The following is a 22,369-nucleotide window of genomic DNA, read 5'->3' on the forward strand; positions in this document are numbered from 1 at the left end:
TTGTACCAAACAGAACTTGAATCACTGCTCTCTCTAAAATTTCAAAGTTTTCACAAATCCTAACAGCTTGAAGTATAACTGCTCGGCTTCGAGAAAATGACCCAACCGGGTGTAGTTGTAACCTTGGTAGTAATAAGCCTGACAAATGCCCCGAATATAATTATCCTGCTTGGCCCAACGCAAGGCTTGGGTGGTAAAACTGACAACCTTTGAAGAATCAGAACGCTGATACTGCTCAGCCAGCAGGTTGTAGGTATTGGCACGTTGGCGATGATTGATCTTTGTAGAAAGTACTTTCTGAAGAGAATCTACAACGGCAGGGGTTTGGGCACGAGCTTGACTAAATACCCCACAGCATAAGAGTGTAGTGAAAAGAAATGGAATAGTTATTCGAGTATTCATTGACTGGGCTTAGTTATTTTGACCATTAATTGTGAATCAATAGTATAAAATACAACTATTCCAATTATTTCCAGATTTTTCACAAACTATTAAAATTCCGTAAAGCATTTGAAACAGCTTTTTTTGTTTGGTCAAATATGACAGTTTTCAAAAAAATGAAGTATGGTTGAAACAAATGAAGCCTGGAGTTGCGTTAATTTTTACGCTATTGCAATAAAAGGGATTACCCTCTATCAGCCTATCAGGTATCCCTAAATATAATCTTGACTAAGTACTGGTTTCTTCATATGCCCAATTAACATTTGGCAAAAGATGAAATAATATAGTTCCAAATGAACTATATTAACCGTTTATAACTTAACTCCTACCCATAAAATATCATCACGTTGTTCGGCTTGATTCATAAAACCATACAAGGCGCTTATTAACTTATTCTTTTGACGCTTAAGTGAAAAGCCTTGATTATGTTTCAACAAGTCTAGCAAGCGTAATGCACCAAACTTATTGGGCGTACCATCGTTTTGATCAACCAAGCCATCTGATCCCATATACAAGGTACTACCTGTAGGCAAAGATAATGTGTGATTGCTAAACGGCTTTTTTTGCTTACGAAAGCCTCCTATAGACTGACGCACACTTGGAACACGAATTACCTCATTGCTTTTGGGAAGCGTATACAATAGGTCGTGTCTTGCACCAGCAAACGTTACTTCGGAACACGCTTGCTGGTGCTCAATGGCTAATATTGCTACATCTAAACCAGTATCTACCCTAGTGCTTTCGCCCTCTGTTCGTTCTTGAAGGAAAGCAACTTGCATTTTTTGAAGAATAACAGCAGGATCGATGATTTTCTCTACTTTTACTATCTGATCTAATAGTTTGTGACAAATCATTGTAGTAAACGCTCCTGGAACCCCATGCCCGGTACAATCGCCCACTACCAATACTTGGATATCATTGATTTTAGACGCCCAGTAAAAATCACCCGATACTACATCTTTTGGCAAATAGAGCACAAAGCATTCGTTAAAACATTGCCGCAGGTATTCTTTACTCGGTAAAAAAGCTTTTTGGATACGACGAGCCGCCCGAAAACTTTGTTCAATACGTTCTTTATGCAAGGCCAATGCATTATTTTTCTCTTCTAACATATCTCGTTGCACAGAAATTTCTTCTTTAGAGGCTTCAAGGGTTTCGTTCTTAACTTCCAATTCATCCTTTTTTACCTGGAGTTGTTCATTCAGCTTTTGTTTTAGTTGGCGGCTTCGATATACATAAATAGTAAAGCCTGACAATACCAGGGCAAGCCCCAATACCAACCACAAAGTGCGTTGCTGAAGGCGGTTTTGTAAGGTTTTTTGAACGATTTGGCTCTGGAGTTGTTCTTTTTCCTGAGCCTGAACTTGCCTTAAAGAATCTTTCTGTTGCTTATATTTAAACCGTTCTTCCAACTGGGCTATTTTTCGGGTATTCTCCCGATTAAACAAACTATCGGCGGCTGCTTTGAAGAGAAGGTGATTTGCATAAGCTTTTTGGTAATCGCCCAGCTGGGCATAAGTAGCCGATAAAACATTGTAGCCATTTGCCTCAGTATCTCCCTTTTTTTTGGCAAGGGCAAGACCTTGGCTTAACAAACTTTCGGCTTTTTGATATTCGCCACAATCATAGTAAGTTTGACCCAAAGCAATTTGGCTAAAAGACAAGTGCCGATAGTTTTTTAACGAAGTAAAAATGGTCAAGGCTTGGCGCAAGTACTTCTTTGATTGGTCGCATTGCTTTCTTCTCCGATAAAAAACACCTAAATCCTGATAAACCAAACCAAGAGATTTTTGATCTCCTGTTTGCTGAGCTACCCCAAGGGCTTGGGTGAAATAATGTTGAGCACTATCCGGTTTACTTTCCAGCTCATAGGTAGCCCCTATGTCACGGTAGGCTTCTACCAATTCCAGTTTTTGCTCCAACTGAGCGAAAATACGCAAAGCCTTGAAATAGTAACGCTTGGCTAAACCAAAGTTGTTTTGCTCTTGGTAGATCACCCCTATGTTGATATAACTTGAAGCTACCTTGTATTGATTATTCAGCTTTAGTGCATATTTCAATGCTTTCAGGTGGTAGTCTACTGCCTGAGGATATCGACCCAAACGTGTTTCTAACAACCCTAAATTCGTATAACTCACCGCAATATTCAAGGCATCTTTGAGGTTTTTCCGAATTTGCAGTGATTCATTAAAATAGTGGGAAGCTTGCAAGTAATTACTCTGATTGAGGTGAATCAAGCCCATATTGTTGAGCACCTTGCTTGCCTGAAGCAACTCGTTTGACTGGCGAAACGTACTCAGGGCACTTTTATAATGTGCCAAGGCTTTTTTATAGGTACCGTTACGAGAGTAAATCAATGCCAGGTTATTGTAACTAATACCCACCCCATTCAGATCACCAATTGACTTGTTGATAGCTAAGGATTGTTGGTAATAATCTAAAGCTTGTTTGGTATCGCCCAGGTTTGAATACATATTGCCCATATTGTTGTAAGCATTGGCTACCAAGGCTTTGTTATTTGATTGTTTAGCAAAAGAAAGAGATTTTTTGAAACACTCCAGCGATTTCCGAGATTTTCGCTGGTAGGCTAAATTGATCCCCAAACCTTTCCAGGCAAGGTACAATGAGTAATCGTCTTTTGCTGTCTGAGCCAAGGGAATCATTTTGTTGTATAACTGCTCGGCTTCGAGAAAATGACCCAACCGGGTGTAGTTGTAACCTTGGTAGTAATAAGCCTGACAAATGCCCCGAATATAATTATCCTGCTTGGCCCAACGCAAGGCTTGGGTGGTAAAACTGACAACCTTTGAAGAATCAGAACGCTGATACTGCTCAGCCAGTAGGTTGTAGGTATTGGCACGTTGGCGATGATTGATCTTTGTAGTAAGTACTTTCTGAAGAGAATCTACAACGGCAGGGGTTTGGGCACGAGCTTGACTAAATACCCCACAGCATAAGAGTGTAGTGAAAAGAAATGGAATAGTTATTCGAGTATTCATTGACTGGGCTTAGTTATGTTGATTAATCATAAAAAGTTAGGATTGTACGAAGTTTTTAAAATCCCTGATATACAGGTATTTACATATAAATCAAGGTGTTAATTGTAGGGGCTACCCTTGCTGTAATGCAATGGAAGTTCGCGATTTATCGGAATGGTCGCCCTAGCAAAGAGCAAAAATGAGCGTATACGCCACCTTTTAAAAGTGAAAACAACCTTGTTTTTGTTCGCTTTAACCTTGCAAAACACTTATTATCAAATGATTACAAGACTTCGTACACTCCTAATAAAAAGTACAAAATAAGTTTGCTAAAAGTAGCGTGTTTTTATCTTGATTTTAACTGGTTGATAATCAAGTATTAAAACAAAAATTATTATTTTCAAGGAAGAAACAGGCATCACTTTTAATTTGGTGAGTATCCAGTAAGTCTATGACTCATTTGTTACACATATAATTAATAAAGGTATTTACTGGGGCACTTGCCAAAACGCTGTTTAAATAGTTTAGAAAAAGTGCTTACGTATTCAAAACCTTGATCTAAGGCTACTTGAAAAACAGATTCTACCTCCCCACTTTCTAAGGCTTGTTTAGCAAGTTGTAGTTGTACTTCCCGAATAAACTTACGTGGTGAGATTCCTAAGGCTGAGTGAATCCTTCGATTAAGTTGTCTTTTACTTAAACAAGCCAGGGTAGCCAGCTCCCCTACCGATAGTGACTCGTTACATATATGACCAATAATCAACTCCTCCAGTTGTTGAATCCACTTAAAATCTCGGTCTTTTACTGGCACAGTTACTATAGTCTGGCAAACAAGGAGTTGCTTTTGCTTTAAACAAAGATTTAAAGCTTGTAAAAAATGGCTTATTGCTCCTAAGAAAAAAGGTTTGCCAGCTTGTAATGACAAGACTTTGATTAGCCTTGATTGATACTTATAAAGTACAACAATGATTTGATTATTTTTCTCCATCTCGTTCCCTATCACCTGAATCGTTTCCAAATCAATATTGGTAAATCTTGCTTTTCTGGTAAAATCTCTGAATCGCAAGCCTTGAGAAGATACTTCACCAGGGGTAAAGCAGTTGGGCAGTTGGGATTTATTGCTACCCTCAAAAGGTATCATCACTCCTGCTGCCTGTGGATCTAGAGCAATGACTAAAAAGTGTTCTGACATAGTAGTGTTTTTTTGGCTACACTCACTGAGGCATATTGAGTATAGCTATTGTTTTGAAAGTTATTAACTGACTTTGTTTAGTAACGTGTTCGCCCCGTAAACGGGATTTCGGGCGTAGCCCTCAACAATAACCCCGATAAGAAATCGTGAAGCTGTCCGATTTAGAATAAATTAGCTTCGCAGAGCTTGAACTTCGTTCTGCGGTTCGCTTCACTGCCTTTCGTTACCCCGGCAGTTCCGCCGGGACTGTAAGTTTTTATTGCCCGTAGTACTGTCCCACGGTCTGGCCCAACATCCCCCAGATGTTGCCTTGAGCGCAAAAACTGATGGCTAAAGCTTCGCTTTGCCGAGTTTCTAAATCCTCCGAAGACAAGCTCGGAGGGCTTTGCCAAAGGCTAAATGCCTCAGTCAGTTGTGCGTATTTGCCCTAAAAACCAAAATTTGAGCACGTTACTTAGTTCAAAATCGTCAATAAGTTACTACTTGGTATGATCTAATGTTATCCCCAAATACAGGTATTTTAACAGTATCAGGGTTTACCCTGACTCCACTCAATCCTTACTCAGCAAGCACCCCTGAATACAATTATAACCTTGTTTACTCACCTTAAAATGTCACTTTTGAACAAATGATTGTCTTGTTTGAAAAAATGAAAGCAATGAATTCAAAGTAAATTTGCAGTGTTCGTTTGTATACACTTTTTCCCTTGATACTTTCATAGTGGGTTTAATCAACTTTTATTGAAGCGCTATCAAAGTATGATGAACTTTCAAAGCCTGAAGTTATGAGTCAGAGAAAAATACAATTTATTTTTAGTCTATTGTTTTTATTGAGCTACATTGGCTTATTAGTCATTATTTTGGTAGTAGAAATAAGCGATCATGTCAACATGAAAAAAGGATCCAACTCTATGATGGGTGAGATCAAAGTATTATTAGGTGTGCTTACTGGGGGGGTGGGGCAAATTCTGAACTTTTGGTTTCAAACATCTAAAGACACTAGCCAACAAGACAAAACCACTTGAGAATTTGAGCACCTTGCTTTTAACAATGTCGCTCACCCAGCAATATATCCTTTTATCAGCTTGTTTTTTTCAGTTTATAAGCTGCAACGACTCATCAGTTGTTGATAAAATGCTATATTTCCTCTTGATCTTTAGTTTCCCTTGTCCCCATTGTTAATACCCATATTGTTTGACTCAGTTACCTCAACTTACTACCATGCATAATGCCTCAAACGTAGGGTGTGTATGCTTTTATCTTACAATCACCCAATATGAACCACAGGTGGCAGCTACGCCTCTGGCTAAAGCATTGTAACCCCTCCACTTGGCTCATTTAGTACCTGTTATTTTTCATCCCACAAAACCCTGATGTCATAAAACCCCGGTTTTCAGGGATTTTATTAGCCGTTGTTTATGGGCAATTTTAGGGTATGAATGATCTACTATAAGCGCTCTGTCAAAACTATGCCTTATTGGGCACACCTTTCTAAACATTTTGCCCTGCTTCGTCGCAAAAGTCACTTGGCCAAAGTTCCAATCAATAAACATTCAAAAACCAACACCTTGGTAAAGCACTTATAGAAAATGTTGGTACCACAGGTAGTACCTGAAAAGTCTCAAAAAACAGAACAAATATTTCTAATTAAACTGAATAGGTATGCAAAGCACCTCAAAAGAAAACCAAAAAAAAATACCCAGAGGCAACGGCAATGGTTTGCTTGAGTATGATATGTCGCTGGCGGTATCGCAAGACACCATTAACCATCAACTAAAATGGATCGCTTATCAAAATGAATTTCACAATGCCGAGTGGCATGTGCAATTAAATAAGAATGACAAGCCCAACATTGATGTGAAAGGAATGGGTGCTCCTTACCTTAAATTTGTAGAAGGTTCGGATGCGCAGCAAATACAATTTGTCATGTATTTACCCATATTGAGTGGCACGTTTACTTATTTTGACCTAAGCAAGTCGCAAGAACAGGGTAGTTTTGTTTATAATAAAATAGCGCTCAATGGATATAATATTTCACTTACCACAACTCTTAGAAAAATACCAGACAAAGAAGTGAAGGTCAACAAACTAAAGTGTACAAACTATGCCATTGGTCATCCTCTGCAAAAGTTCAGAGAAGGAAACCTAAGGGTTGAACACTTATTTGTAGACTTGGCAAATGCAACACTTGCCACAAATTTTCAGGCAGAGTACCCAAGAAATATACCACCTGCACTCAAAAAACTATTGGATGCACAATACTCAGTAGAAAAGCAATTCAAGCAAATGTTGGAAAAGTATGTCTCTTTACTGGCCAATAGTCAAAACCCTTATGTACTGGCACATATTGTTACTGAAGTTACAGAAGACGTAGTATCAGCCACCAGTGATCAAACCACTTTTCCTCCAACCAATTGTAATTTTACCATTACAAAAAACCATGTGGCTCCTCGGCTTTCATCCTTGAACTATTTGATGGTAACTGGAACCAAAAAACTGCCTGTATCGAAAACAGCTGGTGTATTTATTAACCCGATCATCAAAACCAATCCTAAAAATAAACAAACACCTCAATGCACATTTTTGCTTTCCGAGGAGCTTACGTTTTCATCAGTTGCCAAAGGCATTGCCAAATATTTTAACCTGACCAACGAGCAACTCACCCCAAAACTAGAAGTTCAAGGCAAAGTGTCTTATGCATTTCGCTACGATATGCCAGTGTATAAAACCGACAAACACGGAACCTTAAAGCTAGACAATGCCGGGAATAAAATATGGGATAAAAATCAGCCAGGCACCATGTACATTAGCCTAACCCCCAAGATAGGTCGAAGCAATTTAAAGGTAAATATAGGTTCAGCGTATAAAAAACAAATAAAAGGCGTCTCTGGCGCTGCCTTTACCATTAATTATGAGTTTATCACGGATGACATTATATTAAGGCATGGAACGATTGTAAACAGAAGGTTACAGGTGAAAACTACTTGGTCGACTGAGTTAGGTTTTGCCTTGGTAAATGAAACTACTGGTGAAATTGCCCTCTCGATACCAACAACTACCCAGCCTACCCACAAAGAAACCAATGTAAGAAAGTATTCAGAAACCATCACTGGCAAAGATGTTCACTGGAATATCCCTCCTTTTAGTGTAGGGCTTACCATTGGGGAAGACATCAATCGAAGCCTGCAGAGTAACCTTGGCAGCAGACTGGGGCAGAGCGTAGTACCTGTTAATTTTGGCTGGAATTCTCGTATTCTTCTTCCTGGAGTTAAGATCAAAGCGTACGATACCCTAAGGTTTACAAAAGAAGGCCACCTTGTACTAGATGCCACCTATACACAATAAAGTTGAGCAACCCCAACAACTAACTATTTAGGGTAGTTCAAAAGTTTGATGCTGTAAGGAACTGCATGGCTATTGGCATTGCGAGTTCCCTACAGGACAAATTTTAAAGTGTAAAAAAAAACAACCATCATTTAAAATCTCTCCACCCTTCTGGGGTCACCTCTTTTTTATCGACTTATTTTTATAAATCAATAGACTGTTGCAGTTGATTAGCCCATGATCAAAGTAATTCTTATATGCTTCACCTTTGGCTGCCTACACTCCTATATTGTTTGATTCACTAAATAAGGCTTATGATTCAGCTATTTTTAATGTAATGAATAATGCCTCAAATGCTGGCTCTAAACACTTCTACTATTCTTTGATCAATGCCCAATAATTTCCCTAGGTTGGCTCATTTAACGCCTATTATTTTTATCCCATAAAACCCTGACGTCATAAAAAACCCGGTTTTCAGGGATTTTATTAGCGGTTGTTTATGAGCAATTTTGGAATGTTGATCAATAAAAAGGCGGCACCTGAAAAGCCTTTAACAGAGTAGGGTATACACAAAAAACAAAAAAAAATGATCTACGAAGGAAATGAATTAGCCCCTATTTATACGAGATGGAGCCAAAAGCGTAAAGATACCATCACCCAAGTTGGTGATCAGTTTGAGTCTTATTATGACGCTGACATTGTTTTTTTTGGCTTTATTTTTAAGAAACCACCACCTAATATAGACACTGTTCCTCTTTATAAAAGGTGGAGTCCTAGCCGAAAAGACACTCGAACACAGGTGGGGAATAAGTTTGAAAACTATTACGATGGAGGGATGAATCAGCTTGGCTATATATTTAAGGATAAGCATCCCAATACTGTTCCTCTTTATATGAAATGGAGTAATCATCGTAAAGACACTCGTACCCAGGTTGGTGATAAGTTTGACCCTGATTATGATGGAAGTATGGTAAAGCTAGGTTACATCTATAGCAGAGATATAATTGCGACTGAGCAGAATGAATATATAGTAGACTATAAACATTATAAAGGCATTGTAGCGGGTGATAATTACGATGGTAAACTTTATCATCAAAACCCCAATGGCAGAGAAAACGCAAAGTGGGAATTTATCCCTGTTAAGCGCACCAATGGTTATTATATCAAGGATAAAAAGCATGGAAAATGCATTGTGGCGGGTGATAATTATGATGGCAAGCTTTATCATCAAGACCATGGGAACGGAGATAATGCCATTTGGGAAGTCTACCAGGCTGAATCAGGATTCTATTATTTGAGAGATTTAAAGCATAAAAAATGCATTGTGGCGGGTGATAATTATGATGGCAAACTTTATCATGCAGACCCTGAGATACTACAAAGTGCCTGTTGGATAAATAAGGCGACTTCATCTACAAAAGAGTTAAACCCTTGTAACCCTAAACAGGAATTTGATTTTTCTGAAATACCCAGCAATGACAGCCAAGTTTTATATGAACAAACCCTGGCTCTACTAAGAGAATTATCCGATTTAAAAACAAAAAATGAAACAGGAAGACTAGAAGTAACATCAATAATGGACAATGCTGTTGATGTTTATCGTAGGCAACACCTGCTTGATACGCTAGAGCCTAGCGCCGTGTACGGCGCAATTAACAGAGTTTGGCTAAAAATACACAAAGATGTATCTAATTTTTTTGATGAGGAAATAGCTGAAGCTAGTATAAATGCAGTTCTCTCTTTTTGCTCGTCCGCCGGATCATTTCTTCAAGCTTTTCCGCTTGCGGCTTTTGTGTTTGACGTTGCATCATTGGCAGCCATGGGTACAGAAGCTGGATTAGAGATTGATATTGCATTAAAAGAAAATAAAATTGTTGCTGAGTCTAATAATTTTATCGGAATAGTAGAACAACAACCTGAAATGTACACTGCTAACGAGTGGTTTGAGGCACGAAAAACACTAATCGTTTCATTAGGAAAAATACATACTGGCTTCACTAGCAACCGTTTAGAAACGATGATTTACTCAATTATATTTACTCTTGAGCAAATGGAGGGCGAAGAACTTACAAAGGATGAAATCATAATAAAATTCAATAATCTACTTGACGGCATCATTAAAATAACACCTGATATTGAAGAGAAAATGCATAAAGCGTTTATTTCTGGCGATATTGATTCAATAAATGCATTAGAAAAGTCCATAAATAACACAAACCAACTAGGAAAGTTGATTGGATCGGCTGCTGGTCTTGTTTTCGGGTCAACTCTTGTATGTTCTAGAGGTTATAAGAATGCCAAGATGCTTAAGTTAGTGGGACAGCATGAGCTTGGGTTTGGGATATTCGGACAAGCAACTCAGAAAGATACAGACAAATATCTAGAAACCATGAAAAATGCTTGGATGAAGAAAATGACAAAACTGGAATGGGCTGGTAGCATTACCCAAGGATTATTTGGCTTGATTACAGGTTCCTTAAGTATCTGGTCAGACATAAGGTTAGAAGGGCAGAAACACAAAGCTCTTAAAACACTTGAGGAACAGAAAGATGAGGTCAGAAGGTACTACTGTAGTATTATCTCTCATAAAGTACCATCTGAACCTATCATACATGCCTAACTACAAATGAGCTATTCTAAACTTTACAGGGTAGCAATATTAAAGCAAGCCTGCCTCTAAGATAGACAGGCTTACTTTTTTCAGTTTTGTGATGCTCTCAAACCAAAAAACAACCCCACTATACATTATGAAATACCATGACAATATCGTTTATATTCCAATCGACCAAAATAGCGGCTATACCCTCAAAAGTGGCAGCTATACTGTCAAAAGTTTTGCAGTAAGCCACGGACAAGACCCTCACGGCGAAATACATGTAGGTTTGACCAAGCCTTTTGGCAGCGATGGAAAACTTTCTTTTCGGGTAGGACGCCACGGCTCCAGCGAAGTAGCCAATTGGTTTGCAAGCAATGCACCTGCCTCACATACTACTTTTAACCAACACCCTGACAAGTTAAACTTTGCTTTTATAGGCACCCTTAGGCTCACCATTACAGGAGGAATATTTGGGCAACAAGAAAACACTTTTACCTTTGAAAACATTGCCATTGCCCAAGGGCATTCGGGAAGCTCGAATAATTGGTGGTTTGGAGGCTCAGGTTGCCAATATATAGGAGCCAATACCGTGAGCTGCACTGGTTTTTGCGACCAGAGCCTTAAGCTTTCTTGCCACTTCTCAAGAGGAGGCAACGCCGTAAATGTAATAAATACTGTTCCAGACGGTGTATCTTCCTGGCTAGGCAACTTGAACGACTCGCTACGCCTTGATCAAATTACGATGCCAGGTAGCCACGACGCGGGCATGTCGTCGTTGCATCATTGCAACCCTGCTCTTTTGGCCGATGCATATACCCGTACTCAAAGCCTCTCTATAGGAGCACAAATGGCCTGTGGTGCAAGGTACTTTGATATAAGGGTAGATTACGACCATGATAACCTGGTCACTTATCATCGCAATGGAGGTTTTGGTTGCAATGGTCAAAGTCTTAAAGATGTATTAGACGAAACAGTGTCGTTTTTGAATACCCACAGAACCGAAATAGTGATCCTTAAGTTTTCTCACATTCGTAACCATGGCAATGACCACAAGCCAGCCGAAACCAAAGCCAAAATAAATGGCTTTCTTAACAGTTACAACCAAGCAATGTATACCAACAATAATGCAAATATAAACTTAGCCAAAGTACCTTTAGGAGAAGCAAGGGGCAAAATGATTTTAGTCTTTGATTACCCTGAATACATCCATCCTGCTACTGGACGTTTCCGCTATCAAGACAGCAGTACAGCACAGTCCAACGTGGCAGTGTTTGACCAATACTCAAATACTGCCACATATAATGACATGAAAGTAGATCAGCTGAACAAATGGGCGCAACACGCAAAACCCGGTCAGGGAGTCTTCTTTTTATTATCCTGGACTCTAACTTCTAACAAACCCCCAAGTACTGGTAGTATAAAATCTTTGGCCAAACAAGCCAATGCTGGTCTGCCTGAGGTACTCCAGGAACAAGTCAGGCGTCAAGGGTGGCAACGCCCCAACATTGTCTATATTGACTTTGTAAATCGTATCACCAACCAAGCCATTGTATCTCTTAACTTTCAGGGCAACCTGCCATTAAAATGAGATAGTCAAGCGCTACATTTGAAGCAACAATGGCTCCTGTACAGCATCATTTCCCTGCTTGATTATCAACATCAATTGGTAACATTGCAGGGTTATTTACAGGCTATTATACTTAAACAAAAATGGCTTTGAGGATGGATTTTGACTAATTGCCTGAATACCAACATTAATCAACCGAAGCTATTTCTAAATCCCAATTCATCGGGGCAGCTTTGCTGTGCTTCAGCTAATCCTGTAAATCCTAAAATCTATATTATACTACTAAATTTTTGAAGGGTTCAAGCCACTGAAAACTGCCTCATTTGCAACGCCCTGACCACTAGCCCTACTACATTTTTTACTCCAAATTTGTTGAATAATTTTTTACGATGAGTTTCTACTGTATGAATGCTTACGAACAGCCTGTCTGCAATTTCCTGGGTAGTATATTCTTTCAATATTAACTCTAACACTTCTTGTTCACGAGGAGTAATGTTTACCTGCCCATCTATTTTAGGTTTAGCCACATAGTTTTTTTTCCTTTTCAGACCGTCCAGCATAATCTGCGTGACAAAGCTATCAAAGTAATATTCTTGCTCCCAAGTAGTTCGAATGGCGTTACATATTTCTTTGCCTGACACTATTTTACGTAAATAACCATTTACCCCTAGCTTTAAAAGGTACAAAATATAATCTACTTGGTCGTATGTGGTCACTGTGATGATTTTGATATTAGGGTAATGTTTTTTTATAAGTTGAGTACACTCTAAACCATCCATTACTGGCATTCTAATATCCATTAAAATAATATCTGGAAGTTTTGGGGTGTTGGCCAACTGGTCGAGCAGGTCTTGCCCTTGCTCAGCTTCCAAAATAACTTTCAGGTCTTGATTTTGCTCAATTACAAAAGTTAATCCTTCTCTAAATAAACGGTGATCGTCAACAATGCCAATTTTAATAGGGTTCATAAGAAGTTGTTTTTTATTTAGAATAACATTTAAATTTCTAATTGTAGTGATGCTTGAAAACCCAACCCAGCTCCAGACTGAAACTCAACTTGTACGTTCATCAGTTGGGCTCTACTTAAGATATTTTGTAAACCCATGCCTGATTGCTTGGCTACTTTTTGAGTATCGAGGTCAACACCTACTCCATCATCTTGATAGTTTAAGTCCAGATGCCCTGAATCATACATAAGCACAACCTGAACAGTGTTGGCTCCTGAATGCTTAATGGTATTATTGATCAACTCATGAATAATACGGTATAATCCCAATTCTTTCTCAATATCTAAACGCTCGAATTCATCGTAGTGAAATTGGATTTTTAACTGATGAGTATTGCGAATGTTGTCAAATAGTTCATTAAGCGCGCTTAGTAGTCCAAATCTTTCCAGGTGTTGAGGAGTTAAGTTATACGCAATCACTTTCAGGTTTTGGTTGGCTACATCTATCAAGCAATTGATCTTACCAGCTATGCTATGAAGCCCTGATTTATCCATTAAATGATTGGTATACAACTTAATCGTAGATAAAACAACCCCCAATTCATCATGCAGGTTTTGAGCAATACGTTTTCTCTCGTTTTCTTGCGCCTGACTAATAGCCAAGAGTATTTGTTGCTGTTGCCCCCCCCTAAGTTCTTGCAGGCGAAGCTGTAGTTGACACAGTTTTTTTTGATACAAAAAAATAGTAATTACAATGAAGGTACTACTAATTCCTACGCTCAACAACCAAATCAAATCTACCTCTTGAAATGGCCACGCAAAATAAAGGCAAATCATCATGAAACTATGTGTGGGCTGAATCACATTGTTTTTAATAGGGTTACGTACTTGTTTCGGGTGTAGCATTACGCCTTGCTGAAGTTGCAGTCTTGGGTTAGAGGACTTATACATATTTTTAAGGTTTGATTCTGAGGGATTTAAGATTAATGCATAGATGGCTACATAATTTCAGGATATGTTGATTAATTCATTTTTAGAATAGTCGTTATCTTGCAAACCTCTCTCGCTATGGATATGCCGGATTACCTACCAAAATCAAGTCAGGCATCTTCATCTTTATTGCTTTTACCAAAACTGGATTAAAAAGAATATTCACTGCGTAATAAATATTGTAATGAACCAAAACCAAATAATAATACATTATAGTATTCATAATATTTTGAAATATTAGATGAAACCAAAATAGTCTAAACAATAATTGACTATAACCAAATCTATATTTATATGATTATTCAAGCAAAAAACATTGTATATTAAATGTCAACAAGTTATTTTCCTGCAAATACATTGAGTCTACAAGAAAATAATAAACGCCTTATTTTCAATATCTTACTATTTACATCTGATCAACAGCAACTATTTTTATTATTGTTCAATGAACAAGGCGAGACACATAGGTTTTAGCTTAAGCTTTTAGTAAAGGGATATGATCAACAGAAAAAACTTGTGGATATTTTTCAGGTCTTCCCAATCAATTGGGCATTGGTTCTTCTGATTAAGCATATTTTATTTACAATATATATCCAACTCACAGGGAATAAGCAGAAAATACAGACGTGAAAAATGTTTTGAGCGATTTGAGGAGGTTCTTTTTAAGAGCTTGTTTAAATTTTCGGTTATAGGAGGGAGGTTTTACGATGAGTTTTTAGATTAGATGCATCAAACCGATCTTTAGCGAGTTCTGTTTCACCTTTGAAAATTAGCCTCAAACTAATTTTGAAGAACCGAGGGCGATTTTCTAAATTCTCCGAATCAAGTTCAGAGCTGTGCCATTGGCTAATTTTAAACAAGCTCTAATAGTCAAAACCAGTACCCTGCTGTTTCTGAAGGTACTGGTTTTGTAAAAATAGCGTCATCCAAACTGCGATCAACGCTATGTTCTAATCCTGATAAAGTTACTTTGATGTAGTCTTGGCTTCAAATATAGTTTTTGGGATATTTTGGTTAAACTTGATGTCTTCAGCTATTTCTTCTACCCACTTTTGATCCAACACTTCCCCTTTCCAAGTTGCCTTGGTATACTTTCTATAGGCTGGAATCATCACACCATCAATACTTTTATACGTTACCCGCATAATGAGTGGTTTCTTTACTACATTGTAGTCTACTACAGTAAATAAAAACTGATCGATGAGCGATGTTTTAACATTGATATATAAGTGATAAGTGTCGCTCGCTTGTCCTTCGGGTACATTGTAAGTGATTTCTACCACATCATACAAAGTATCGTTCAGTGTTTCTTGCCTTAAGTGTTTATAGTTTATTCCAGGGTCAAGTAGTTTTTGCATCATAGCAAACCAGTAGAAATTGGTTTTTCTTGTAAAGGTGACCCTCTTTAGTGTTTCTTTATCGGTTATATACTCATTTTTGTGCTTAAGCCAAAAGTTTTTACCGTTATAACCCTGCGTTATTTCTCCCTCAAGCTTGGGCAAGGTTCGCTCATGTTTTTTGTATTGTCCATAAGACATTTCTCCGTCAAAGATGTATTTCTCAACAGAAATATCCTCTTTTTTGTCAGGGGTACGATAAGTATAGGTATAGACTACATCTTTGAGCGATTTCAACTTTTGATAATCTCCCGTTTTCTGCACTACTTTGTATACTAGCTTGTGCCCCTTATTTTGAAATTTTGGAGGCGTTTTTTGGGCTTGAGTGCTTTGGTTATTTTCGGTACTTTCTTGTTTGGTTTGGTTGGTACAAGCAAACGCAGTAACCAATACTGTCATCAATAGTAATTGCTTCATCAATTGTAGGTTTTAGAACACTGAAAACATTCTATATAGAATGTTTTTGGGTTAAAAAAATCTAATTACGTAACATATTTAAATAAACAACGGTTGCCGACAAGTAGTTCTTGATCATCATAAAGTTTACCTATCCCTTGCGCCCCTTCAAATGCACTAATTAAGTAAGTGGCGACTAATTTAGCACTTATATTTTTACGTATTTCGCCTCGTTGTTACTCTGTTTCTACAAACTTGGTCAAAAGGAGTGTAAGGGATTTAGTACCCAAAGTATTAGTACTTAGTACATTGTAACTTAAATAAGTTGTTGTTTGGTTTGAGTTTATTTTGTTTGCTGGCGATCTTTAAAAATAGAGCATAGCTATGGCTATGCTCTACTTTTGAAGTCCGTCAGAGAACAAATCTCGCCAAAGAATATGTGAGTAACTTAGTACCTAAAGCACTAGGGTGGTTTAAATATATTGTGGCTTACAAAACCTAATACCAAGCTTCCAGAAGTAGCCTAAACCATTGCCACCTTTTCGTTAAACAATGAAGCATAAGCCATTTGGTTGCCATGCATCACCATTTGCCCGGCAAAAGCCCCTGCACGAACAGTAAACAGACGGTGTTCTTTGTTTTCCTGCTCTTTGGTAGAGCTATAAGTTATTTCACCTACTTCAGCTAACAGTGTTTCAGCAGTTTTTACCCGTTTGTGCTGCAAAGCCTCATAGCGTTCTTTCAACATTTTAAAAGAAGTCAAACCATTTACATTCAATGCTTCTCCTTTGGCAGCAGGTCGCTGAGCATGTGCTTCGGCAAGGCGCAATGGTGCATAGCAATACATTACCAATGGAGTGTGAAGCTCTGCCCAAAATGCGGCATCAGGCGCCAACTCTATCCCCGCAATCTCATCGTTGAGCAAAAAGATAGCCCCCGTTTGCTCAGGTTGTGGCTCTAAATGATACACCGTTTGCAACAATTCGGGCTGAAAAGCCTGTTTCATTTCATCCAGGTGCCCACGTGCCTTCAAGCCCAGTTGGGTATTAAAGACAGAAATAGACTGCCATAATTTGCCGTACTCTTCTTTGCCCTTCAAGGCAAGTGCCGCTTTACGTAAACTGTGGGGCAACACAATGAATCGGTCGTCCGACTCTTTGATATAACCACCCTGAGATTCTTGGATACAGCAAGCATCCTTAAATTCTTTTTCCTCGCCAGCGTTTAGCACCCAAGAGGTACACATGGCGTGGTTTTGTGCGCCCAACTGAAAATACCCCAGGTTAAGCGGGACAATAGCAGGGCGATTGCCTGAGTTTTTCAAAATCATTTGCCCATAATTGGTCACCTTAGTCAGCGACAAAGCGGTTTCGGGCAAGGCGTATGGTGCTTTAGTACACTCACTGCCAAACAGCGGAATCATTCCTAAATGACCATAACGTAATGGTTGCCCTACTTTTCGGTCTTTTAGCAAACGTCCCAACTGGTTTTCCTTCACTTGCGTGGGATGTTGGTCAGTCAAGTTTTTCCACAAGTTCATTTTCATTGTGTGAGGTATATTTTTATTTAGGTTTTAGGGACTAGGGGTTAGGTACTTGGTTTTCTTGTTATAACCAAGTACCCAGTGCCAAGTACCCAATACCTAAAATTAGTTCAAAAACATCTGCATTGAATTTTGCAATACATCCGCGATACGATCGGGTTGTAATGCAAACTGTATGTTCAACCAAGTAGGCATCAAACCTTTTTCTCCGGTTTCTAGTATCAACGGCGTATCTTTGCCCAACGCCTGACGGTGCTCGTAAGCCTCGCGTACTGTAAAAGCAGGTAAAATGTGTACAAAGGGAGTTTCTACCCCTAGATTTTTCAAGCCTCGCAACACCATTTCAGCATCGCCTTGCTCCACATTCTCATAACCATCGCTTATTACCAATACCACATCAGGCTGATGCTCCATGGCTTCTAAAATACCCTCAGCAAGGGTGGTAACTCCCTGTGCCTGTGGAAAATCAGTTGTTTGTTGATTACCTACTTGTACTATAGTTAGCTCAGAGGTTCGTTTCTCTAATACCTGAGTCAAGGCAGTCGCAATGGACAAGTTGTTGTACATACGCGCGCCAAACCCTAGCATAGAGTAAGAGGCATCCAACACCAGCGCTACTTTAGCGTCCCAGTGGGGTATTTTGCTTGCTTCAGCAAGAATTTTCTGGGTAACCCATTCATCTTGCCTACCTTCTATGTATTGTTTTCGGATACGATCTACTAAATTGGTTGAGTTTGCCTCTACCAATTCGCCTCCTACGATATACTCTCGTTTTACTTTGTTTTTACCCGCCAATCGTTTCACTTGCGATGCCTCGGTTTTAGGGTGAAAAGTAGCCGCCAAGCCTCGCAATACTTTGTAAGGCAAGCCTTTACCATTTTCTAATTTTTTTCGAGATTGCAAATAAGCGTTCAGTTTTTCGTGCGAAGTTTCACGCAGTTTGCCAAACAAAAACAAATACACTTCTTTTACCAAGGCAGGAGTATTGTTACCCACACAACGATAAATGTACTTATCAAGATAAGCATTTTGACGATCGTTGCGTTTGGTCTTGCCTAGCAGCATAAAGTGAACACAAGTTTGTGCTACTTGCTTGCCCAATGCATGACCCAATAGTTTGGCAAGTAATGCCCGGTGACTTACTGCCCATTGCTCTAGATCAGGTGAACCCAAAATATAGTTTTTGATCCAGCTTGCAGTACGTTGGTTATTTACTTTAAGCTTGACTAATTTACCGAAACCTTCTAATACTTTGGCTGCCTCCAAAAAAGGCAATACTTCGCTCATCAGGCGATCTTCTGTCTTTTTCGCATCAAGCGAAACAGGTTTACCGCCTTGTTCGGTTACTGCTAACAATCGTTGGATAATTTGCATACTATCTTCAACACTCAAACCAGGTAGATTTAGCAAAGACGCATACAACATCCGATTGTGTTCTAGCAAGGTATTGTGCGAGTTTTCAGACAAAGGTATTTGGTCTTGCACCACTTGCTTCATTAGTTGATTAATAGTTTGCTTGTCCATTTTTTTGTTAGATTATTGATTTTCATTATGTACCAAGACAAAATTAAATATGCCTAATACGCAATTATAACTATCATATTATGAGAGAGTTATATTTACTTGTAGCTTATAGCTAATTGCACCGATATTCATCGGTATCTAAGGACTTGCTGCTACTTACTAGCGACAAGTCAAAGCCTCTAAACAGACGGCAAGTAGTGACCTATAACTAGTGCACTGGAAACTAAATTCCTATCATATTATTCGGAGTCTTTAGCCCGCTTACTTTACTTCAAAAAGCTTACGTAGCTTTGGCTATGCGCACTTTTTGAAGTGCGTCAGCAAACAAAATACCCTCGAATAAATAATATATTTATTTAATCCCCAATGCACTAGGTAAATTGGTTTAGTTTTTCGGACTGTCTCACAGCCACTTCTTTAGTTGTTCCAATCTTATGGTACAAATCGTTTGGATGCATGCTTTCTTCCCAACTTTCTCCACCAGAAATATGAAATTGCTCGGCAAGCAAATGATGGGTGGGGCACAAAGTAATGCCGTTTTCTTTGACATACCCACCGTTGGGCATTTCGCTACGGTCGGTAATGTGGTGTGCATCCAGGTTTTCGGTATTGTCACAAAAAGCACAAGTATGTCCATCACGTTCAAATACCTCGTTTCTGAAACGATTTCGCATTTGTTTCTTTTTTTGACTCATTATTGTATAAAAAAGATAAGAGAACAGGTATAAGTTTGTCGTTGCTTTTTTTAGCTTATGCGTTTGGCAGAACGTGACAAAACCCATTCAGTTCTTTTAGTTTCTTCAATCTATATTGTAATAGTCCAACGCTTTTGCGTAGTCAGGGCTATTTTACATGATGAGCGTTTGGAGTTTTAGTGCAAACGCTTAAAAAAACATCTCACAGTAAAAAACTCAATTAACTGATTTTCAAAAATTTAATAAACAACTGTATTTACGTAATGGCTATCGACTATCGTCTGAATGCTATGGACTATTGTATATTGATAATGAATTATATAGCATACTCTTGAATAAGCATGTTCTAACAAGTCTAAGTTGTAGTCTATAAAGTCAAAAACCTTGAATAACAGTTACTTGAAGCACCGATATATATCGGTATCTAAGGACTTGTGACTTATACCTTGCAACTTGAATGAAGTAGTGCCGACGGGGTTCGAACCCGCGATCTTCTGCGTGAAAGACAGACGACTTAACCAACTTGTCCACAACACCATTTAGAAAAAAAAGATAGGGGAGTAGCTACTCTCAACTAGCGTGGGAATCGAACCCACCTGCAATGTTATCGGCATATCACGCGCAACCATACTCTAATTAAGAACCACTCAGTCCTTTAGTTTTCTTGTAAAGCTTGTAATCACTTACTTTCAATATTGTAGAGCCAAATGAACAGTTAGCTTACAGATCAAGGAATCGAACCTTGGCAGGAGTGGTAGATAAACCACTCTGGCAACCATTGCCAATTTGTAAACCATTCAGTGCTCTATAGTAGTGCCGACGGGGTTCGAACCCGCAATCACCTATTCGAAAGACAGGTGGCTTAACCAATTTGCCTACAGCACTATTTTTGAAAAAAAAGATAAGGGAGCAGCTACTCTCAACTAGCGTGGGAATCGAACCCACCTGTAATGTTATCGGCATATCACGCGTACCATACTCTAATTAAGAACCACTCAGTTCTTTTGGCGGACTTGATGGGATTCGAACCCAAGTTGCTTGCTTGTCTTTTCCTGATATTCATCAGGGGGATAGACAGTCGGGCGCATTGAGCCGCTATGCTACAAGTCCAGTATTGAAAAAAAGATAGGGGAACAGGCATCATTTTGCATTACTCTGCTTCTGGGCAGATGTCTGTTTGTTTGGAAGAACAACGCAAAACCCGTTCAGTTCTTTTTTTGAGGCATTGGCGGGACTCGAACCCACTATCTCCACATTGGAAGTGTGGCAGTGCAACCTGTTTACCTTCAATGCCTTATAGTAGTGCCGACGGGGTTCGAACCCGCAATCACCTATTCGAAAGACAGGTGGCTTAACCAATTTGCCTACAGCACTATTTTTGAAAAAAAAGATAGGGGAGTAGCTACTCTCAACTAGCGTGGGAATCGAACCCACCTGCAATGTTATCGGCATATCACGCGTACCACACTCTAATTAAGAACCACTCAGTTCTTTTGGCGGACTTGATGGGATTCGAACCCACGATTTCCCGAGCGACAGTCGGGCGCATTGAGCCGCTATGCTACAAGTCCAGTATTAAAAAAAGATAGGGGAGTAGCTACTCTCAACTAGCGTGGGAATCGAACCCACCTGTAATGTTATCGGCATATCACGCGTACCATACTCTAATTAAGAACCACTCAGTTCTTTTGGCGGACTTGATGGGATTCGAACCCACGTTGCTTGCTTGTCTTTTCCTGATATTCATCAGGGGGATAGACAGTCGGGCGCATTGAGCCGCTATGCTACAAGTCCAGTATTGAAAAAAAAGATAGGGGAACAGGCATCATTTTGCATTACTCTGCTTCGAGGCAGATGTCTGTTTGTTTGGAAGAACAACGCAAAACCCGTTCAGTTCTTTTTTTGAGGCATTGGCGGGACTCGAACCCGCTATCTCCACATTGGAAGTGTGGCAGTGCAACCTGTTCACCTTCAATGCCTTTTGATACTAAAGCGTGATTATAAATCTCTCAAGATCCTTGTTTTTAGAACAGTTTTAACTTGTCACTTGCTGCTTACGGCTTGTGCCTGCAGAAGCCATTGACTAATTAAAAATAGCTGGATGAAGAGTAGGAAGGAGTTGAGAGGTGGGACGCTTTGGTAAAAACAGAGACCTGATGGGACTCAAGTAAAAAACATAAAACACTGATATTCAGCACAAAAAAATACATAAATACCTGACAGTAACCTATATGGTAACCTTTTGGTTTAGGTTTGTTTTTGACTGTTTGCTTACGCTTACTCCCTTATTTGATTACAAAGTAACTCCTGCGTTACGCAATCTTTTTGCGTACTACTTTTTTATTCAAAAAAAATCTCTGTGAATGCCTGAAAACCTCCTGTAATCAACTAATGATAAACTTTTTACATCAAACAACTATTGAAAGATTATGGCAAAAGAAGATCAAACCCCCACTCCCGAAGCCCTGCGCTCCCGCATTTTAGGTTTAGAAATGATCGACTGGAAGGCAATGGAGTTTATCCAGCACGACAATTTCAAGGTGTCTACCGACGAGCAGTACCAAAAAGTGGTAAGTTCGCTGGTGAACAACCAGTTTGTGGCTCCCTTTTATGTATGGCGAGACGAAGCAGGCAACCACTGGTGTGTAGACGGCAAGCGCCGCGATACTGTGCTGCGCCGCATTGAAGCAGAAGGTGGGGCAACGGTGCACGATGCCGATACCGGGCAAAACCAGTTTTATGAAATTACCATCCCCACAGAACTGCCTGCCCTCATTATCG

General features: G+C 39.2%; 13 protein-coding genes, 7 tRNA genes and 1 pseudogene. 5 read left to right on the forward strand and 16 right to left on the reverse strand.

Annotation, left to right across the window (positions count from 1 at the left end):
- Positions 1 to 33: 33 nt before the first annotated feature.
- The 3 genes from Q0954_RS24930 to Q0954_RS24940 form a co-directional block, all read right to left on the reverse strand.
- Entirely contained in the window at positions 34 to 402 is a 369-nt protein-coding gene (locus Q0954_RS24930) for a hypothetical protein (protein WP_299461603.1), read from the reverse strand.
- Positions 403 to 752: 350 nt separating this feature from the next.
- Positions 753 to 3,440: a tetratricopeptide repeat protein gene (locus Q0954_RS24935; RefSeq protein ID WP_299461605.1), complete on the reverse strand. Its 2,688-nt coding sequence runs from the start codon at positions 3,438 to 3,440 to the stop codon at positions 753 to 755.
- 454 nt (positions 3,441 to 3,894) lie between these two features.
- Positions 3,895 to 4,611 carry a helix-turn-helix domain-containing protein gene (locus Q0954_RS24940; protein ID WP_299461607.1) on the reverse strand — a complete coding sequence of 239 codons (717 nt, stop codon included), beginning with the start codon at positions 4,609 to 4,611 and terminating at the stop codon, positions 3,895 to 3,897.
- Between the two features lie 784 nt (positions 4,612 to 5,395).
- Between Q0954_RS24940 and Q0954_RS24945 the strand changes: the two genes are divergently transcribed.
- From Q0954_RS24945 to Q0954_RS24960, 4 genes are all read left to right on the forward strand, one after another.
- Complete coding sequence (locus Q0954_RS24945; RefSeq protein ID WP_299461609.1) at positions 5,396 to 5,635, forward strand: hypothetical protein; 240 nt, start codon at positions 5,396 to 5,398, stop codon at positions 5,633 to 5,635.
- A 637-nt stretch (positions 5,636 to 6,272) separates the two neighbouring features.
- Complete coding sequence (locus Q0954_RS24950; RefSeq protein ID WP_299461611.1) at positions 6,273 to 7,955, forward strand: hypothetical protein; 1,683 nt, start codon at positions 6,273 to 6,275, stop codon at positions 7,953 to 7,955.
- A gap of 565 nt (positions 7,956 to 8,520) precedes the next feature.
- On the forward strand, positions 8,521 to 10,554 hold the full coding sequence (locus Q0954_RS24955; RefSeq protein ID WP_299461626.1) for an RICIN domain-containing protein: 2,034 nt from the start codon (positions 8,521 to 8,523) through the stop codon (positions 10,552 to 10,554).
- Between the two features lie 127 nt (positions 10,555 to 10,681).
- A complete protein-coding gene (locus Q0954_RS24960; RefSeq protein WP_299461628.1) occupies positions 10,682 to 12,118 on the forward strand; it encodes a hypothetical protein in 1,437 nt (478 codons plus the stop codon).
- Between the two features lie 278 nt (positions 12,119 to 12,396).
- Here the strand turns inward: Q0954_RS24960 and Q0954_RS24965 are convergent, their stop codons facing one another.
- The 13 genes from Q0954_RS24965 to Q0954_RS25025 form a co-directional block, all read right to left on the reverse strand.
- Positions 12,397 to 13,065 (reverse strand): response regulator transcription factor, encoded by a 669-nt coding sequence (locus Q0954_RS24965; RefSeq protein ID WP_299461630.1) that lies wholly within the window; start codon positions 13,063 to 13,065, stop codon positions 12,397 to 12,399.
- 29 nt (positions 13,066 to 13,094) lie between these two features.
- Complete coding sequence (locus Q0954_RS24970) at positions 13,095 to 13,994, reverse strand: ATP-binding protein (protein WP_299461632.1); 900 nt, start codon at positions 13,992 to 13,994, stop codon at positions 13,095 to 13,097.
- A 1,004-nt stretch (positions 13,995 to 14,998) separates the two neighbouring features.
- Positions 14,999 to 15,847, reverse strand: a complete 849-nt coding sequence (locus Q0954_RS24975) for a hypothetical protein (RefSeq protein ID WP_299461634.1) — start codon at positions 15,845 to 15,847, stop codon at positions 14,999 to 15,001.
- A 502-nt stretch (positions 15,848 to 16,349) separates the two neighbouring features.
- On the reverse strand, positions 16,350 to 17,372 hold the full coding sequence (locus tag Q0954_RS24980) for a DUF6569 family protein (RefSeq protein ID WP_299461636.1): 1,023 nt from the start codon (positions 17,370 to 17,372) through the stop codon (positions 16,350 to 16,352).
- Positions 17,373 to 17,474: 102 nt separating this feature from the next.
- On the reverse strand, positions 17,475 to 18,893 hold the full coding sequence (locus Q0954_RS24985; protein ID WP_299461638.1) for a vWA domain-containing protein: 1,419 nt from the start codon (positions 18,891 to 18,893) through the stop codon (positions 17,475 to 17,477).
- Between the two features lie 371 nt (positions 18,894 to 19,264).
- Positions 19,265 to 19,567, reverse strand: coding sequence for an HNH endonuclease signature motif containing protein (locus tag Q0954_RS24990; protein ID WP_299461640.1), 303 nt, complete (start codon positions 19,565 to 19,567; stop codon positions 19,265 to 19,267).
- Between the two features lie 484 nt (positions 19,568 to 20,051).
- Positions 20,052 to 20,125: transfer RNA gene (locus tag Q0954_RS24995), tRNA-Glu, on the reverse strand.
- Positions 20,126 to 20,399: 274 nt separating this feature from the next.
- A tRNA-Glu gene (locus Q0954_RS25000) sits at positions 20,400 to 20,473 on the reverse strand.
- A gap of 335 nt (positions 20,474 to 20,808) precedes the next feature.
- Positions 20,809 to 20,882: transfer RNA gene (locus Q0954_RS25005), tRNA-Gly, on the reverse strand.
- A gap of 6 nt (positions 20,883 to 20,888) precedes the next feature.
- Positions 20,889 to 20,962, reverse strand: a tRNA-Glu gene (locus Q0954_RS25010).
- Between the two features lie 120 nt (positions 20,963 to 21,082).
- Positions 21,083 to 21,159, reverse strand: a tRNA-Asp gene (locus Q0954_RS25015).
- Between the two features lie 118 nt (positions 21,160 to 21,277).
- Positions 21,278 to 21,382: transfer RNA gene (locus Q0954_RS25020), tRNA-OTHER, on the reverse strand.
- 111 nt (positions 21,383 to 21,493) lie between these two features.
- Positions 21,494 to 21,567 (reverse strand) — tRNA-Gly (locus tag Q0954_RS25025).
- Between the two features lie 450 nt (positions 21,568 to 22,017).
- Here Q0954_RS25025 and Q0954_RS25030 point away from each other — a divergent pair.
- Positions 22,018 to 22,369 (forward strand): annotated as a pseudogene (locus Q0954_RS25030) (site-specific DNA-methyltransferase); the annotation flags it as partial.

Origin of the sequence: uncultured Microscilla sp. (genome assembly GCF_947493425.1) — a bacterium.
Taxonomy (GTDB): Bacteria; Bacteroidota; Bacteroidia; order Cytophagales; family Microscillaceae; genus Microscilla.

Bases quoted from the DNA above. Each gene is read 5' to 3' on its own strand.
- Q0954_RS24930 (WP_299461603.1), bottom strand. From the start codon at position 402: ATGAATACTCGAATAACTATTCCATTTCTTTTCACTACACTCTTATGC.
- Q0954_RS24935 (WP_299461605.1), bottom strand. From the start codon at position 3,440: ATGAATACTCGAATAACTATTCCATTTCTTTTCACTACACTCTTATGC.
- Q0954_RS24940 (WP_299461607.1), bottom strand. From the start codon at position 4,611: ATGTCAGAACACTTTTTAGTCATTGCTCTAGATCCACAGGCAGCAGGA.
- Q0954_RS24945 (WP_299461609.1), top strand. From the start codon at position 5,396: ATGAGTCAGAGAAAAATACAATTTATTTTTAGTCTATTGTTTTTATTG.
- Q0954_RS24950 (WP_299461611.1), top strand. From the start codon at position 6,273: ATGCAAAGCACCTCAAAAGAAAACCAAAAAAAAATACCCAGAGGCAAC.
- Q0954_RS24955 (WP_299461626.1), top strand. From the start codon at position 8,521: ATGATCTACGAAGGAAATGAATTAGCCCCTATTTATACGAGATGGAGC.
- Q0954_RS24960 (WP_299461628.1), top strand. From the start codon at position 10,682: ATGAAATACCATGACAATATCGTTTATATTCCAATCGACCAAAATAGC.
- Q0954_RS24965 (WP_299461630.1), bottom strand. From the start codon at position 13,065: ATGAACCCTATTAAAATTGGCATTGTTGACGATCACCGTTTATTTAGA.
- Q0954_RS24970 (WP_299461632.1), bottom strand. From the start codon at position 13,994: ATGTATAAGTCCTCTAACCCAAGACTGCAACTTCAGCAAGGCGTAATG.
- Q0954_RS24975 (WP_299461634.1), bottom strand. From the start codon at position 15,847: ATGAAGCAATTACTATTGATGACAGTATTGGTTACTGCGTTTGCTTGT.
- Q0954_RS24980 (WP_299461636.1), bottom strand. From the start codon at position 17,372: ATGAAAATGAACTTGTGGAAAAACTTGACTGACCAACATCCCACGCAA.
- Q0954_RS24985 (WP_299461638.1), bottom strand. From the start codon at position 18,893: ATGGACAAGCAAACTATTAATCAACTAATGAAGCAAGTGGTGCAAGAC.
- Q0954_RS24990 (WP_299461640.1), bottom strand. From the start codon at position 19,567: ATGCGAAATCGTTTCAGAAACGAGGTATTTGAACGTGATGGACATACT.